General features: G+C 53.1%; 13 protein-coding genes. 3 read left to right on the top strand and 10 right to left on the bottom strand.

Annotation, left to right across the window (positions count from 1 at the left end; genetic code table 11):
- Positions 1–125: 125 nt before the first annotated feature.
- On the bottom strand, positions 126–1,412 hold the full coding sequence (locus MJ611_RS03905) for a UDP-N-acetylmuramoyl-tripeptide--D-alanyl-D-alanine ligase (RefSeq protein ID WP_250428768.1): 1,287 nt from the start codon (positions 1,410–1,412) through the stop codon (positions 126–128).
- A 173-nt stretch (positions 1,413–1,585) separates the two neighbouring features.
- On the opposite strand from MJ611_RS03905, the gene MJ611_RS03900 reads away from it, so the two are divergent.
- Complete coding sequence (locus MJ611_RS03900; protein WP_250428151.1) at positions 1,586–3,799, top strand: T9SS type A sorting domain-containing protein; 2,214 nt, start codon at positions 1,586–1,588, stop codon at positions 3,797–3,799.
- On the top strand, positions 3,799–4,182 hold the full coding sequence (locus MJ611_RS03895; RefSeq protein ID WP_250428149.1) for a hypothetical protein: 384 nt from the start codon (positions 3,799–3,801) through the stop codon (positions 4,180–4,182). The genes MJ611_RS03900 and MJ611_RS03895 overlap by 1 nt, the downstream gene beginning before the upstream one ends.
- Positions 4,183–4,894: 712 nt before the next feature.
- Here MJ611_RS03895 and MJ611_RS03890 read toward each other — a convergent pair.
- The 3 genes from MJ611_RS03890 to MJ611_RS03880 form a co-directional block, all read right to left on the bottom strand.
- Positions 4,895–5,668 (bottom strand): amidohydrolase, encoded by a 774-nt coding sequence (locus tag MJ611_RS03890; RefSeq protein WP_250428147.1) that lies wholly within the window; start codon positions 5,666–5,668, stop codon positions 4,895–4,897.
- 111 nt (positions 5,669–5,779) lie between these two features.
- Complete coding sequence (locus MJ611_RS03885; RefSeq protein ID WP_250428145.1) at positions 5,780–6,928, bottom strand: pyridoxal phosphate-dependent aminotransferase; 1,149 nt, start codon at positions 6,926–6,928, stop codon at positions 5,780–5,782.
- Positions 6,929–6,972: 44 nt separating this feature from the next.
- Positions 6,973–7,566 carry a uracil-DNA glycosylase family protein gene (locus MJ611_RS03880; RefSeq protein ID WP_250428144.1) on the bottom strand — a complete coding sequence of 198 codons (594 nt, stop codon included), beginning with the start codon at positions 7,564–7,566 and terminating at the stop codon, positions 6,973–6,975.
- A gap of 130 nt (positions 7,567–7,696) precedes the next feature.
- Here MJ611_RS03880 and MJ611_RS03875 point away from each other — a divergent pair, with 130 nt between their 5' ends.
- Positions 7,697–8,281 (top strand): hypothetical protein, encoded by a 585-nt coding sequence (locus tag MJ611_RS03875; protein WP_250428142.1) that lies wholly within the window; start codon positions 7,697–7,699, stop codon positions 8,279–8,281.
- A 59-nt stretch (positions 8,282–8,340) separates the two neighbouring features.
- On the opposite strand, the gene MJ611_RS03870 is transcribed toward MJ611_RS03875, so the two are convergent.
- The 6 genes from MJ611_RS03870 to MJ611_RS03845 all read right to left on the bottom strand — a co-directional run bounded on the left by MJ611_RS03870 (position 8,341) and on the right by MJ611_RS03845 (position 16,714).
- Positions 8,341–8,790 (bottom strand): hypothetical protein, encoded by a 450-nt coding sequence (locus MJ611_RS03870; protein WP_250428141.1) that lies wholly within the window; start codon positions 8,788–8,790, stop codon positions 8,341–8,343.
- Between the two features lie 239 nt (positions 8,791–9,029).
- Positions 9,030–9,884: a hypothetical protein gene (locus tag MJ611_RS03865; RefSeq protein ID WP_250428139.1), complete on the bottom strand. Its 855-nt coding sequence runs from the start codon at positions 9,882–9,884 to the stop codon at positions 9,030–9,032.
- Positions 9,885–10,017: 133 nt separating this feature from the next.
- A complete protein-coding gene (locus MJ611_RS03860; RefSeq protein WP_250428138.1) occupies positions 10,018–10,425 on the bottom strand; it encodes a response regulator in 408 nt (135 codons plus the stop codon).
- Positions 10,426–10,445: 20 nt separating this feature from the next.
- Positions 10,446–13,508, bottom strand: a complete 3,063-nt coding sequence (locus MJ611_RS03855) for a PAS domain-containing sensor histidine kinase (RefSeq protein WP_250428136.1) — start codon at positions 13,506–13,508, stop codon at positions 10,446–10,448.
- A 112-nt stretch (positions 13,509–13,620) separates the two neighbouring features.
- Positions 13,621–15,255, bottom strand: a complete 1,635-nt coding sequence (locus MJ611_RS03850) for a PAS domain-containing protein (protein WP_317233130.1) — start codon at positions 15,253–15,255, stop codon at positions 13,621–13,623.
- A 244-nt stretch (positions 15,256–15,499) separates the two neighbouring features.
- Complete coding sequence (locus tag MJ611_RS03845; protein ID WP_250428132.1) at positions 15,500–16,714, bottom strand: PAS domain-containing protein; 1,215 nt, start codon at positions 16,712–16,714, stop codon at positions 15,500–15,502.
- Between the last annotated feature and the right edge of the window lie 158 nt (positions 16,715–16,872).

The following is a 16,872-nucleotide window of genomic DNA, read 5'->3' as shown; positions in this document are numbered from 1 at the left end:
AACACAGAGGCCGGAGAAGATATCTTTTCCGGCCTCTGTGTTTTTTATTAAAAAAGGCAAAAATGCTTTTACTACACTAGCCCCGGAGACAATCCCCTCATCTCCAAATTTTCAAAACTCCAAATTTACAACACCTCTACCAACGTTTCCAGGCCCATGCCGCGGGAGCCTTTTACCAGCACATAGCTTTCCGATACCGGGTGCTCCTGCAGCCACTGCGTCAGCTCAGGTTTGGTTTCAAAGTATAAAAAATTGGAATTCACTTCAGCGGCATATTGCATGTCTTTGCCGCAGAGCAATACCGTATCGAAGGGTTGTGTGGCAACGGTCTCGCCCAGCAGTTTATGTTCAGCCGCACTCTCGCTGCCCATCTCAAACATATCGCCAAGTATAACCACTTTACGTGGTGCTTTCATGCTGCCGAAGTTGCGCACGGCTGCCGCCATGGAGGTCGGGTTGGCATTGTAGGCATCCAGGATGATGGTGTTGCTGTCTTTCTGCAGTACCTGCGAGCGGTTGTTCACCGGGCTGTAGTTGGCGATGGCTTGGTTGGCTTTTTCCAAAGGCACCCCAAAGAACTTGCCGATGCAGGCAGCAGCAGCCATGTTCTCGTAGTTGTAGCTGCCCATCAGTTGCGTGTGCACCAAGTTGCCTTCTTCGTCACGGTACACTACGTAGGGCGAGGCTTCCAGCAGCTCGCTGTGGTAGTAATCGCCGGGGGCAGGGTAGGTTACTTTGTTTTCGATGCGGCGGCTCATGCGCATGAGGTGGTCGTTGCCGGTGTTCACAAACACGGTGCCGCCGTGCTCCAGCAGGTGCACATACAATTCGCTTTTGCCACGGGCCACACCCTCCAGGCTGCCAAAGCCTTCCAGGTGCGCTTTGCCAATGTTGGTGATCATGCCGTGCGTGGGCATGGCAATACTTGAAAGCAGTTCGATCTCCCCGATGTGGTTGGCGCCCATCTCGATAATGGCCATTTCGTGCTCCGGCTTGATGCGCAGCAAGGTAAGCGGCACCCCGATGTGGTTGTTCAGGTTGCCTTGGGTATACAGCGTGTTGAATTTCTGGCTCAGCACCGCATAGATCAGCTCTTTGGTGGTAGTTTTGCCGTTGCTGCCCGTAATGCCGATCACGGGTATGCTGAGCTGGCGACGGTGATGGCGGGCCAGGTCTTGCAGCGCCTGCAGCGTGTCTTCCACCACAAAGCAGTTGTCAGAGGCCATACTTGGGTCATCTACCACGGCATACTTAGCGCCCTGCGCCAGGGCCTGCTGGGCAAATTTGGCTCCCTTAAAATTCGGGCCGTTCAGCGCAAAGAACAGGCTTTGGTCCTGCGAGGCGCGCGAGTCGGTGCTGACGTGGCGGCACTCCTGGTATTTTTGGTATAGAAACTCAATGCTATTCTGCATAGAATGCTTAAATTTATCTGGTTGTAAAAGTATGGCGGGCATCAAGTATAGCGCCTGCCACGACTGGCAATATACACCCAAAACGGCAAAAGCGATAGCCCAAAGCAAGCTCAACCGGAATTTATAGTTCACTCTGATCAGGATCATATAACGCACTTCTACCGCCAGCCTCTATGAAAACGCTCCTTACCCTGTTGCTTCTCCTTGGCACTGCCTGTGTCAGCCTGGCGCAAAACCCGCTGCAGTATCGCCTGCGCCCCGATGTGCCGGTGAGCCAGAACGGCAGGGAATTGCCTGCCCCCTGGAATGGCGGCCTTAATACTCCCCAGTTTTCTACCATTGACCTGAACAAGGATGGCAGGGAAGACCTGTTCATTTTCGACCGTATGCTACGTAAGGTGTTCACCTACCTGGCGGTGCAGGAGCAGGGCAACTGGCGTTACAAGTATAGCCCGGAGTACGAGGTGCTTTTCCCGGAAGAGCTGGAGCACTGGGTGCTGCTGCGCGACTACAACTGCGATGGTCTGAAAGACATCTTTACCAGTACCTCGCTGGGCATACGGGTGTACCGGCAGGAAGCGACAACCGGAGCCCCGACCTTTGTGCTGGCTGAAGATTACCTGAAGTATAACAGCAAGAGCAACTCGGGCATCAACATGCAGATGAACACCGCCGACATGCCCGCAATTGTGGATATGGACGGCGACGGCGACCTGGACATCCTGCTGACAGAATTTTCGGCGGGGCAGACGCTGGAGTATTTCAAAAATATGCAGGTAGAGCAGGGGCAGGCCTGTGGCACGTTGCAGTTTACGATAGAGACCAACTGGTGGGGGCAAATTACCGAATGCCACGGCTGCAACAACTTCGGTTTTGGCGTGCAGTGCCGGGTGGCCGCTCCCCTGCACTCCGGCCACGATGGCTCGGCGCTGCTGGCCCTGGACCTCGATGCCGATGGCGACCGCGACCTGCTGATGGGCAACGTAGCCTGCGATAACCTCATCAAGATGGAAAATGTGGGCACGTCAACTACGGCACTGATGCAGGGGATGGATACTGCTTATCCGGCAAACACGCAGGCTGCAAAGTTTAACCTGTTCCCGGCTGCTTTCTACGAAGACGTCACTTTTGATGGCATACCCGACCTGCTGGTAGCGCCGGGCAGCAACGAAAACGAAGGGAACCTGGAAGTGCAACGCTCGGTGTGGCTCTATCGCAACAAAGGCCAGCACAACCAACCCGATTTTGAGTTTGTGCAGGATAACTTTCTGCAGGAGCAGATGATCGACCTGGGAGAGGGTGCTTACCCGGCCTTTGCCGATGTAGACGGCGACGGAAAGCAGGACATGCTGGTGGGTAACAACGCTTCCCTGCGCAATGGCAAGTATGTTTCCTCGCTGAGCTTCTACAAGAATACTGGCACTACTGCGACCCCTGCCTATACGCTGGTAACAGACGATTACCTGGAACTGGCAGCGCAGGAACTGTGGGGCATCAAACCTGCCTTTGCCGATCTGAATGGGGATAAAGTTCCGGACCTGGTGCTTACCTACAGGCACCAGGAGCGCAACACCACCCGCGTAGCCTACATTCCTAATACCGCCTCAGCCGGACAGACCTACCAGTTCAGTGCCGCCAGCCTTGCCACCATCCAAACCCTTATCGATGGCGACTCCCCGACTTTTTATGACATTAATGGTGATGGGAAACCAGACATGCTGATAGGTAAAGCTAACGGAGGACTGGACTACTACCGCAACACGGGTACGGCCACGCTATCCGCCTTTACGTTGGAAAAGGAAAGTTTAGGCGGTATTGGCTTCAACGTGCAGCGCCGAAACCTTTCCGTAGCCATAGCAGATGTAAATGCGGATCAGAAACCAGACCTGCTCACTGTAGACGACAGCGGCGCCCTGCGTCTGTACCTGGATTTTCTGCCCAACCTGAACGGCACCTTAACAGGGCAGTCGGAACTGCTGCAAAATACGCTGACGAATAAAAAACACACAACGCGCCTGGGCAAAAACCTGAGTATAGCCGTGGCTGGTAACGGCATGCTGGCTGTTGGTAGTTTGGGCGGCGGCTTATACTTGCTGGAACAAGCCAGTGGTCCTGCCGCCAGCCCGGAGAATCAGAAAGTAAATCTGGCGCTGAAAGTGTATCCAAACCCGCTGGCGCGCGGCGAAAAGGCGATACTGCAAGTAGAGGCTGCCGAGGCGGTAGCGGTAGAACTACATGATATGATCGGGCGCAAAGTATACGCTGCGGGTGCAAAGTATAACCAATTCCATACGCTGAGTTTGCCGGAGTTGAAAGCAGGCATTTACATGCTGCGCGCTACCCGCCGAGACGGTGGTTACCAGGTGAAACGGGTGGTGATCCAGTAATGAAATCGTTCCTGCTGATCAATCTTGCTGCCGAACCGGCTTACGAGCAGCCGTTGCTCAGGTGGGTGCGGCAGAGCTTTCCGGAGGTGGCCACTTTCGATGTGGATGTACACTCCTCGGAAGAGTTGCAGCACTATGCGGTTCGCTTTCTGCGCGAAGCTTCGGAGGTAGTTATCTGCATAAAAGCAGGAGAGGGGCCGTTGCTCCAGCTTATGCCGCTGTTAGAAGAACTGCTGCAGGGTGGTGCTGATAAGTCCATACTTTTGTTAGGGCAACACTCCCGCCTTGAACGTATGTTGGCAGCAAGACCAGCTGTGAAGTATAAAGTGGTGAAGGGTGAGCAGGGGTTTAAGGAAGAAGTACGTCTTTTCTTTGCCAGATAGACTTCAATTTGTCATTTCGAGTGCACCGAGAAATCTTATACCTATAGCTGAGGTTAATACTTTGTGCCAGCAAGCCTTTGCTTCGTAGCTACTACTCTTCCTCAGTTTTACTTACTTATAGCTTCATAGTTGGTTTTGGTACGCTCCAGGCCGCGAAGCCTCGTCCTCGGGCATCGCGCTGATGATTTGAAGCTGCCATCGCTGCGCTGCAGGCTGCCCTTGCGGGCACCGCAACAAATCAAAGGCGCTCAACCCAAGGACTGGAAACGATACTGCTTCGTAAGCGGCTAAGCAAGTGGCTACATTGTAGGGACAGGTCGCGACCTGTCCGCGCTATACTTGCAGCTATGCAACTTATACTTCAACTATAGCGACTACTGATTCCCCGCCTTAGAGAAGGAGGGGTTAGGGGTGGTTGGACAACAGCACCTATGAAAGTATAATCTCAAGTATAGCTACAACAGAAGTTCCCCTCTTGAGAGGGGTAAGGGGTGTGTTTACAGTTTGCTTGTACCAGATCTCTCCCGCTGGTCGAGATGACAGCAAGAGGTGTTAAGCTTTTTCCTGTCCCTGCCGGGCCAGTTGAGTCAGAGACTCTGGCACCACTGGTTAGTCACGAACCTGGAGATTCACGCCAGAATGTTTGGAATGAAGGGACAAGTAAAATCCTGTTCATCCTACCACATCCTGAAAATCCTGATTCAGACAAGCTTCACCCCAGCCTAAATTCATCCGCATCCAAATGCGCCGGAAAAATCTCGCGGAAGTCAATTAACTCCTGCTTGCTGAGCGTTAAAGTATGAATACCTTCGGCCTCAGTGGTCTCTAATAATTTATGGCCTTTGGGGTGGATGATGGCAGAATCGCCGGAGTAGGGATGATTGTTGCCGTCGGTGCCGATACGGTTCACGCCTGCCACATAAGCAATATTCTCGATGGCACGGGCTTGCAGCAAGGTGCTCCACGCAAGGCTGCGTACTTTCGGCCAGTTAGCCACATACAACAGCAGGTCATACCTGTTGCCCGTATTGCGGCTCCACACCGGGAATCGCAGGTCGTAGCACACCAGCGGGCGAATGCGCCAGCCTTTCAGTTCTACGACCAACTGGTCTGTCCCTGAAGTATAGGTTTCATGCTCCCTAGCCATCCGGAACAGGTGGCGCTTGTCATACTTTTCATAAGAGCCATCTGGACGCACCCAGAACAGGCGGTTGTAGTACTTGCCGTTTTCCTGCACCATCACACTGCCCGTAACAACCGCATGGTGCCGCGCGGCTTCCTGTTGCATCCAGGCAAGCGACGGTCCCCCTGCTTCCTCGGCCAGTTCCGGCGCATTCATGCTGAAGCCGGTGGTAAACATCTCTGGCAGCACGATCAGGTCCGTCTTAGGAGCGGCATTGGCCAGCTTCTCCGAAAACATCTTTCGGTTAGCCTCGGCATCCTGCCAGTGCAGGGCCGTTTGAACAATGGTTACGCGCAGGTCCATACTTTCTAATAATTATGAATTACGAATTATGAATTATAAATGAGCTAGGGGCGAAGCCAACAATTATACAATGTAGCAATTTAACCTTCCAGCTATTCAGCAATCAACAATTTACAATTTCACCAACCGCTCGGCTGCTTTTTGCAGCGTTTCATCGCCTTTCGCGAAGCAGAAGCGCAGGTACTTGTGGTCGGTTTTGTCGTGGTAGAAAGCCGATACCGGGATGGCGGCTACGCCAATTTCTTTGGTCAGGCGCTTAGCAAAATCCAGGTCATGCTCATCTGAAATGGCGTCATACTTCAGCAACTGGAAGTATGTGCCCGCTGAAGGAATGATCTCGAATCGGGACGACTGCAGCAGCTCGCAGAAGGTGTCGCGCTTGGCCTGGTAAAACGCCGGCAGCGAGCGGTAGTGTGCCTCGTTCTCAATAAAATCAGCAATGGCCAGCTGCAACGGCGTAACCGAACAGAAAGTGATGAACTGGTGCATCTTGCGCAACTCAACAGTAAGTACCGGCGGAGCCACCACATAACCGATCTTCCAGCCGGTGGTGTGGTAGGTTTTGCCGAAGGAGGAAATCACAAAGCTGCGCTCCCGCAGCGAAGGCAGCTGCAGTGCGCTTACGTGCTCCTGCCCGTCAAACACCATGTGCTCGTATACTTCGTCGCTGATCACCAGGATGTCGGTGCCATCGGTCAGATTGGCCAGCGTTTCCATGTCCTGGCGCGACATCACGGCACCCGTTGGGTTGTGTGGCGTGTTGATGATGATCAGTTTGGTGCGGGAAGATATGCGCCTTTTTACCAGCTCCCAATCCACATGAAAGCCCGGAACCGCCAGCGGCACATACACCGGCACGCCGCCGCTCAGCCGGATGGCCGGCGCATAGCTGTCGTAGCAAGGCTCCAGGATCACTACTTCGTCGCCGGGCTTTACCACCGCTGTAATGGCTGCAAACAAGGCTTCCGTAGCGCCCGATGTTACCGTTATCTCTGTTTCCGGATTAGGCAGGTAACCGTACATTTTCTCTGTTTTCTCGCTGATGCGCTGGCGCAGTTTGGGCACGCCAGGCATAGGGGCATACTGATTAAAGCCTTCGTGCATATACCTGGTTACAAGCTGCATGAGCGGCTCCGGGCAGTTAAAGTCCGGGAAGCCCTGCGAGAGGTTAATGGCCTGCTGCTCGTTGGCCAAAGCCGACATCACCGAGAAAATGCTGGTGCCTACGTCCGGTAGTTTGCTGGTTGGGAAGTTGATCATCGGGGTGGATTGCTTAGAAGTATGGTAAATCGCAAACGCGTAATTTATACGTTAGGTTGATGAAAGAGTGTGCTGACGAGTTGCTGCAAAGCCGGCACGGCATCGGCCTCGAACCACGGGTTGCGCCGCAGCCAGAACTGGTTGCGCGGTGAAGGGTGCGGCAGGGGCATGTAGCGCGGCAGGTAGTCCGGCCAGGCGGCTACGGTCTCGGTTAGCGTGCCTTTGGCAGCGCTTCCCAAAAAATGATCCTGCGCATACTTACCTACCAGCAGCGTGAGCTCGATGTTGGGCAGCAACGCCAGCAGTTGCTGGTGCCAGTGCTGCGCGCATTCGGGCCGTGGTGGCAGGTCGCCGCTTTTGCCTTTGCCCGGGTAGCAAAATCCCATTGGGATAATGGCCACCTGGGTCTCGTCATAAAACAGCTCCTCGCTCATGTTCAGCCACTGGCGCAGGCGTTTGCCGCTCTGGTCGTCCCAGGGTTTGCCGCTGGCATGCACTTTGGTGCCCGGCGCCTGGCCCACGATCAGCAGCCTGGCAGAGGTGGCTGCACGCAAAACAGGCCTGGGGCCGAGCGGCAGATGCTCCTCGCACAAGCGGCAGGCGCGAACCTGTTGCAGCAAACTTTCCAGTGGCTCCATAGTTAGAAATGATGTCAGGCAAAGGTACAAAGTATAAACCAAGTATAAAGAGCTGCGGAAGGCACATTCGTCTTGCCCGGTTTTAACTTCCTGCTCGGGTTGTAGTATAAACCAGGAACACGAGTACTTCATGAAACAACTTATACTTCTTTTTATACTTTCAGGCTGGTTGCTGCCGTGGTCCATACAGGCGCAGGAGCAGGAACCTGTTTATCAAAATACGTTTACGGCTAAGTTCTTCGGGCTGTCGGTGCACCTGAAAGAGAGTCCTTACCCCGAGATCTTCCCGAACCGGCTGGACGATAAAGGCATACTGGCTTTTAATTATGGGGCTATCGTTGGCTACGATCGTTTTTTTAAACGCGATGTGATGAGCATCCGGGTAGAGCAGGGGCTGTATGCCGATTGTTCTGCTTCGCTGGCAGGCTTCACACACCTGGGCTGGCGCGGACTTATTCTCCGCAGGAACAGGCATTCCCTGAACGGGGGCATTGGCCCTACCTTGGTGTACCGCCGCGACTGGAACCGGTTGGAGGGCTACGAAGATGACGGCTACTTTAACCAGAGCGGCAAGTGGCAGTATAAATTCTATTGGTACGCCGGCGAGCTGGAGTATAATTACCAGCTATCAGGGCAGAATGACCTCTCGGTTAACCTGATACCAGGCATACCGGAACTGGTGTCGTTTGGCGTGGGCTGGCGACGGCGCTTTTGAAGTATATCAAGTATAAAGGCCGGTAGTTATTGCCGGCCTTTATACTTGATGGCTATACGTTAGCCTCTGAATCTCTCCCGATCTTCTTCATAATAGTCGTCGTGCTGGTGTTGCTGCCCCTGGCTATAAGGCCTGTAGTAGGGTTGGCTCCACCGGTCTGCGGCCTGCTGGTTCTGCGGTCCATAATCCTGGTGGTGCCAGTACGGGTTTTCCAGTCGCCTGTCCTGCTGGTGCTCTCTTCTGTCCTGGAACAGGCGGTGCCTTTGTTGCTCAGACGAATGCCATGCCTGCTGTTGCTCCGGGCCGTAGTTATAGTGTTGGTTGCGTTCGTAGTAGCCACGGTTATGCTCCCGGGGCTGCTCAAAAAACGGTCGTGGTTCCTGCCAGCGCTCACTGAAATCCCTGTATCCTTCCTGCTCTCCCTGGCTAGGTTGCCAGCCTCTGTGCTGCTCACGGTCACGGTGGTGCTGGCGCTGTTCCGGGTTATACTCTCTATCTCTATGATACATAAGCTTGTTTTTTATAGTGGAGGAATAAGAACGTGCCCTGCTTGGAGGGTATTTGGGTTTACGGGCTGGTATGCAGGAGGTTGGTCTTTCGGGGAGGTGGCGGGTATAAAGAAACAAGGCCAGCTTTGGGGCCGGCCTTGTTGTTAACTAAAACTAATCTACTACCAAATCTACCTAATCTGTAGTTTATACGGCCTTGCCTGCTGTTGCGTTAGCCGCGATGGGTTAAATATTGGAATTTATTTTTTGCCGGAGTCTGTTTCATCCGCCCAGCGCGGGCCACCTTCGTAACCGCTGTTGAAATTACGGTCGCGGTATGGCTCGGATCCGTAGCGCTGGCGGTCGCTCATGGGGTGTTGCTGGATGTACTGGTCACGGTTTCGTCTGTCTCTTTCCTGCCATTCCGGATCATCGGAGTGCATGATGTCGTCCCAGGTATGACGGAGGCGCTGGAAAAAGGTGCGGTCGCTGGTTGGCTGCGTGTGGCGTGGCTCATCCGGAGAGTAGCGGCCTTCGCGGTACCAGTTATGCGAGCCGCTGCCATAACGATAGTCGGTTTCTTTGTAGCGGCTGCGGGTATCAGGGCCTTCGCGCCACAGGCTGTCCTGCGAGGTTGGCGGCTCGTTGTAGTTGCCGGGCTGCTGGCCGCTGGCTATGCTGCCCTGCCCCTGGTACCCTTGAGGGCCATACGGACGGTTGCCGTGGTTCAGGTATTCGTACTCGTTGCGGTAAGGGCTGTCGGAGCGGCTGCCGTAGTGACTGCCCGGATGAGTACCTTCGCCTACGCGGTAAGTGGAGTGGCTGCTGCCGCCACGATGGTGTTCCGGCTGGTGAACTGGCCGGTCCTGTGCGCCGCGCGGGCTGGGGCCGGTATGGAAGTAGTTGCCCTCATCCCACTTACGCTGCTCTTCGCCTCTGCGGGCATAACGCTCCTGGTGATGTGGCTGTTGCTGCTTGTCGCGCTCGTATAACTCACGTCCTGTCTGCTGGTTCATTTTACCCAAGTCTGTAGCACTTGTATCTCGGTTATTGCGGTTATCTCGGTCTGTCATGTTGTTATACTTTTTAGTTGTAAACTTAAAATCCTGTGTCATACACCAATGGCTGTAATTTCTACGCTATTCCGATGGCTATAGTTGGTTGCAGTGCTACAGTAATGACAGCTATAAACTACAGAAGGCACCCTCTTGAGGGTGCCTTCTGCCTTTGATCGTATCTGTTTATACGTTAAAAGTACTCCTGCAAAATCTCGCGTACGTCGGCTTCTGCCAGGGGCTTGGAGTAATGCCTGCGCACATCCGGAAACTGCTTTAGTTTTTCCAGGTCATAGAAGCTGGCCGACGAGGTAAGCATCAGCATAACGATCCTGTCTTTCTGAGCTCCCTCCAGTTTTTCGTATTCTTCCAGGAACTCAAATCCGTCCATCACCGACATTTTGATATCTACAAAAATAAGGTCAGGTGTTGGGTAGCCTTCCTGGCCCTGGAACGACTTTGTCAGATAATCCAGGGCTTCTTCTCCGTTGGTTACTACCCGGATATCGTCGGCAATTTCCATGCGGGTCAGCAGCCGGTGGTTCAGGTAATTGGTGGTCTCGTCGTCGTCGATTAGTAGTATGGTCTTTAACGGCTTCATAGTTTTTGCGAGTGTATCGGCTACGCTTTCTTTTGTTTAAAGTATAGGTAAAACGTGGTTCCTTCGTTTAACGTGCTCTCGATGTTAATATATCCTCCGTTGTTGGTCAGAAGACGGTTTACAATGTACAGGCCCAACCCAGAACCATGAACATGATTATGGAAACGTTTAAACATCTGGAACAGTTTGCTTTGATGTTTGTTCATGTCGATTCCCATGCCATTGTCCTGCACTTTCAGTTCGATGTAATCGCCTTTGTGCCTGGTGCTTAAGTGTACCATGGGTTGCCTGTCGTGTGCACGGTATTTGATGGCATTAGTAATAAGGTTGTAAAATATACTCTTCAGGTTTGCCTTGATAAAAGCTATACCTGGTGCAGCACTGAAGTCGGTAATGATGGTGGCTCTCGTGTCTCTCAGCAGGTCCTGTATACTTACCTGCACGTCTTCCACCAACTGTTCAAGTTGTACCTGCTCCCGTTCCCGCTCGTCGATACGCTGTACTTTTACCACCTCTGCCAGGTCGTGTATGGTGCTGTGGATCTGTTGCAGCGATTTGTTGAACATGTCGATCATGCGGGGTGCATCGGGGTCATTGAAAGATGCATTTTGTGTCAGCTCCTCAAAGATGCCTGCCATGTTGATGATCGGTAGCTTCAGGTCGTGCGATGCAGTATATACAAAGCTGTCCAGGTCCTGGTTGATGCGCTCCAGTTCCAGGTTTTTTTCGAGCAGCTCCTCTTCGGCTCTTTTGTGGTCTTCTATGTCGGTGCAGGTGCCAAACCACTTCAGGATGTTGCCATCGTTGTCGCGCATGGGCATGGCCTGGCCTAAGAACCAGCGGTAGGTGCCGTCGCGCCCGTTCCGGAAACGGTATTCGATCTCGTAAAACTCCCCGGTGCGGAGCGAGTGCTGCCATCTGTCCCAGGCCCGTTGCTGATCCTCGGGGTGCAGCACGTCGTTCCAGATAAAGCCCATACTCTCTTCCAGCGTTAGTCCGGTATAGTCTCTCCAGCGCTGGTTAAAGTATTCGTGGTAGCCGCTGGCATCGGTGATCCACACCAGCTGTACGATGGAGTCTCCCAGGAAGCGGAAGCGTCTGGTGGTTTCTTCCAGCTGCTGCATCAGTTGTTTCTGATCGTGGATGTCGGTGGCCGTGCCAAACCATTTCACGATCTCCTTACCCTCATTGCGCATGGGCAGTGCCCGAAGCAGGAACCAGCGGTAGGTCTTGGCCTCCATATCCTGAAAGCGAACCTCAAACTCGAGCGGATCGCCTGTCGCTACACAATGCATCCAGGTGCCCATCAGGTTTTGCAGCTCGTCAGGGTGTATGGCGGGCGCCCAGCCAAAGCCAAGCGATTCTTCCGACATTTTGGTATACTCGTACCATCGGTGGTTGGTGTAGTCGATGTGCCCGTCCGGGTTAGCACTCCATACCATCTGCGGGATAGATTCGGAAAGAAACAGGAACTTTCTGGAGCTCTCTTCCAACTGTTGCTGCAACGTTTTCTGATCGTGTATGTCGGTGTGGGAGCCTGCCCACATCGTAATATTGCCTTCCTCATCACGGATAGGTACGGCACGGGCCAGGAACCAGCGGTAGGTGCCGGTCTTGGCAGATTTCCAGCGGTTCTCGCCTGCATAAGGCTCTCCGTTCAGCAGGGCCTCTTTCCACAGCCGTAAGGTCTCGTCTGCGTCATCCGGGTGAATGATGTTAGACCAGCCCCACGCTTTTAGTTCATCAAAGTTTGCGCCGGTGTAATCAAACCAGCTTTGGCTGTAGTAATCTACGGCACCGTTAGGGGTAGCGGTCCAGGCCATCAGCGGGAGCGACTCCAGTATGCGACGGGCAAAGGCAGTGCTTTCCTGTTGCTGCTGTTCCAGTCGTTTTGCCTCTGTTATGTCTAACATAGCCCCGATCATGCGTACGGGTGCTCCTTCGGGGTTATGTATAACATACCCTCTGTCGAGGATGATCTTGTAAGAGCCGTTGGCACAGCGAAAGCGGTATTCCGATTCCCAGTTGGTTTCCCCGCTGTCGATCACGTGGTGAATAGATTCCTTTACCCGCAACAAATCGTCCGGGTGGATGTAGTTGGTCCAGGAAACGATGGTAGGTTCTATTGCCTCGGCCTTGTAGCCATAAAGTGTCTGCATGCCTTCGTTCCACCACAACGAGTCGTCGAGCAGGTTCCAGTCCCAGATCACATCATTGGTAGCTTTGGCTATCAACTCGAAGCGGGAGTTGCTTTCCTTTAGTTTACGTTCCTGTTCCAGCTGCTTGCTCAGGTCTACCATGGTGCCCAGCATGTGCACCGGCCTGCCTTCCAGATCGTACAGGATATAGCCATGGTCAAGCACGGTGGTATAACTGTTGTCGGCTTTGCGGTAGCGGTATTGGCCGGTCCAGGTTTTGCCTTTGGCTGCAACTACACGATCTATACTTTTGCGTGCCTGCTGCAGGTCATCGGGGTGCACCAACTCTGACCATCTTCCCGGCACTGTTTCCAGTGCGTCATCATCATAACCGAAAATGTCTTTGTAGGAGGCGCTCCAGGTCATTTTGTTGTTCGGGATATCGCACTCCCACACAGCACCTCCGGCGGCCTCGGCCATCAGCAGCAGGTTGTGTTGCCTGGAGGCGATCTCTTTCTCAACCTGAACCTGCTCGGTTACATTCCGGACCTCGTGTATGATATAGGCCACAGTGCCGTCTTCGGCAAGTACGGGCGTGTTGCACGGCGCCCAATACCGCCTTTCGAAGGTATGACCGGAGCTTCCCGGCGAAGGAACATCGTAACGCGTGGTGGGCATAAAGTGTGACTGCCGGTGCTCGAGTACGTAGTTCAGGGAGCTCTTCAGGCTTGCCACCGATTTACTCTCCGCATCATGCGGGTTGTCAGGAAATACATCGAACACATACTTCCCCAGGATCTCTTCCCGGGCGGTAAGCGTGGCTGCCAGGTAGCTGTCGCTGACGGCGATGATGGTAAGCTCAGGTGATAAGATCAGGTAAAGGCCGGGTAGGGCCTGAAATATATTCTTGAAATCAAGTATAGTTTGTGATGCAGATAAGTTCATCCTTGGCTAAAGTAAGCTACAGGCTATGTTAGTCTCCTTTCAGGAGTAAGATAGTACGTAAGTTCTGAAAAAAAGCAGGCTTCCGGTGCAGCAATTATAGGTTATCTTTGTCTTACACCAAATCTTTTTCCATAAGTGCCTGAACCAGTGACTCTGCCTCCCGTTTTGCCTGCACCAGTTCAGTCACTTCGATGGCAGAAATCAGCACGCCTTCGGTATTTCCGTTGTTATCCAGCAAAGGCTGGCACTTGAAATGAAAGTATGCCTCCTGGCTCAGGCCACTCTGGTTACGGTCAATCAGGGCTTTAAGGCCATTGATCCGCACTACGTTGCCTTGTTGGTATACCTGGTCAAGTAACTCCCGGAGGCCCTGCTCCTGGAGTTCGGGCCATACTTCCAGTGCGGACTTGCCCAGGTACTGGCGGCTGCCGAACAACTGGTAAATGCCCGGGGTTACATACTTGCAGATGTGGTCAGGACCCTGCAGGAGGCAGATATGGGCAGGAGAGTGGTGCAGGATGTTTTCCAGGTGCTGGTCTTTCATTCTCAGTTTCTCCAAAGACTGTCGCTGGTCCTCCACATCGGTAAACGTGCCGATCCATAACTTCACGTTGCCCTGCTCGTCATACATCGGTACGCCCCGTTCCATAAACAGCCGGTAAGTGCCGTCGTAGTGGTTGCGGATGCGGTATTCTGTTTCAAAAGGCGTTTTGGAGGCGACGGCGTTGTTCCAGGCAGTCAGGACGTAAATGGCGTCTTCGGGGTGCAGGTAGTTTGCCCAGCCTTCGGTCTGATCTTCGGGCATGCCGGTATAGCTGTGCCAATGGTTGTTGAAGAACAGTACTTTGCCGTTCGGCTCTGCTGCCCAGGCCATGTGAGGCAGTGTTTCGAGTAAGTGCCGGAAACGGTTCTGGTTTTCTTTCAGGTCGTCTTCCGGTTGCTTGCTTTTGCTCATGTCGATGATTGAGCCTGTTGTGCGTATGGGGTTGCCATCGCTGCCGTAAACCGTGTAGCCCTGGTCCAGCACGTAAGCATAAGTGCCATCGGCCCGCATGAAGCGGTACTCGCCTGTCCAGATCTTGCAGCCGGCATCATTTGCCTGTTTTATACTTTCCTGCACTTTAAGAAAATCATCGGGGTGTACACGGGAGTCCCAGGACTCTCCTCCCGGGCCCATCTCTTCCGGCTCGTACCCGAATACTTCCTGCAGGCTGTTGCCCCAGTACATCCGGTTGTTGAGGATATCATACTCCCAGGATACAGCCTTTACCGCGCTGTTTAACATAGAAAGGCGCTCCTGCCGCCGATGGTCTTCCTGGTTTGCGATTACGTTCTGTGTTATATCGCGTGCCTCGTGCAGGATGTAGAGGAGCTTGCCTGCTTCATCCATCACCGGCGTGTTGGACGGTTGCCAGTAACGCTCTTCAAAGCCGCCGCCAAGGCTGGCCGGGCGGGGCAGGTCGTAGCGCAACACAGGCATGTGATGGGGCTGCAGGTGCTCCACCGCATACTCCAGCGAGAGTTTAAAATTCTGCGCCGAATCCAGGTCGGGAGTAGACGGATTGTTTGGGAACACTTCGAAAAAATACTTCCCTACGATGCTGTCGCGCCTGGCAAAGGTGGTGCGCAGGTAAGCGTCCGTCGCATCAACAATGATCAGATCAGGCGTCATGACCAGGTAAAGTCCTGGCAGGGCATGAAATAAAGGGCCTAAAAGTTGGGTATGAGTACTATTTTCAGGTTGCACGAAGTATTCTGTATCAGGTGTTGCTCCATCAGTGGAAGAGGCTAAATATAGGGGATTGCCCGCTAGCAAGCAAAATAATCTCCTGATGTTACAATTATTGCAGCTGCTTATTCTTACAAGTATAACTGCTCCCTGGGCCCCCTTATCGGCAGGGTGCTCTCAGGCGCGTATGAGGTGTAAGGATAGAAGCCAAATGTGCTACAGACAGTAAACTACAGCAGCGGAGGAGAGGGCTGGTTTATACTTAGAATTCTCTTGCTACTAAATGCTCCAGGGCTTGCATCTGTTCGTTGATGTCGATCGTGGTGCCTACCCAGAATTGTATCTTGCCGTTTTCATCACGAATAGACACTGCCTGCCCCAGAAACCATCTGTAAGAGTTATCCGATTGCCGCCTGATACGGCACTCTACCTGGTAGTACCCGCTTTGCAGTGCCGCAGACCAGGTGGTGATAACATGGGCAGAATCTTCGGGGTGCACATAGTTTAGCCAGCCTTCCGTCTGCCCTTCGGGCATGCCGGTATACTTGTACCAGATCTTGTTGTAGAACAACACTTTGCCGTTGGCGTCTGCCGTCCAGGCCATGTATGGCAGTGCCTCGATGAGGTGCTGAAAACGGGCGTTGCTCTCTTTTAGCGCCAGTTCTGCCTGCTTGCTGGCCGACAGGTCTATCAGCGAGCCTTTGATGCAGAAAGGCCGGTTCTGCTCGTCGTACAGGATGTAGCCTGTGTCCAGGAAATAGGCGTAGTCCCCGGAAGCTTTCCGGAACCGGTATTCGGCTGACCAGTTCCGAAGCCCTTTTGTTCGTGCCTGTTCCAGGCTATCCAGAACAGCCCGCAAGTCGTCGGGGTGTATGCGTAGTGTCCAGCCTTCTATACCGTTGCCCATCTCTTCCGGCGTATACCCAAGTACCTGTGCTAAACCATACCCCCAGTGTATCGAATCTGTTAGCAAATCATATTCCCAGTTTACGGCGTGAACAGCGTTGGCCAGAATGGAGAGGTGCTCATGGTTGCCAAGCTTCTCCTTTTTCAGTGCCTCTTGTTCTGTTACGTCGCATATTTCATGCAAAATATAACTTACGTTGTTGTCTGCATCCAGTATAGGAGAGTTGCAGGCGGTCCAGTAGCGTTTCACGAATGTTGCATCGGTATCTGTATGGTCTCTTATGTCATAGCGCAGAACAGGTATGGTGTGTGGGGCCTTGTGCTCCAGCACATATTGCAACGACTGCTTTAGCTCCTCTGCCGGCTTAAAATCCGGAAGGTCCGGGTTGTTGGGGAAAACAGTAAAAAAATACTGGCCCACTATATTTTCGCGGGGCGTTAATGCAGCCTGGGCGTAGTCGTTTGTAACATCCACGATCAGAAACTCCGGGGTCATGAGCAAGTACAACCCCGGCAGTGCGTGGAAAAACTGATCAAAACTTGGGGGCGGTATGAGTTGCTTATTCGGCATACATGATTGGAATAAAACCATATGTAATTAAACGAAAATAACAGGGGCAGCAGGTGCAGCAGGAGCCGCCTATTTTCCAAGAATTTTTACAGACTGCCATAAAAAGAAACACAGGATACAAAAATGATTGTATCCTGTGCTCAAGGTATAAAATAGTA

Source organism: Pontibacter ruber (assembly GCF_023630205.1).
GTDB classification, from domain to species: Bacteria; Bacteroidota; Bacteroidia; order Cytophagales; family Hymenobacteraceae; genus Pontibacter; species Pontibacter ruber.
Note: the sequence above shows the minus strand (reverse complement) of the source record. Positions and strands in the feature narration are given on the sequence as shown.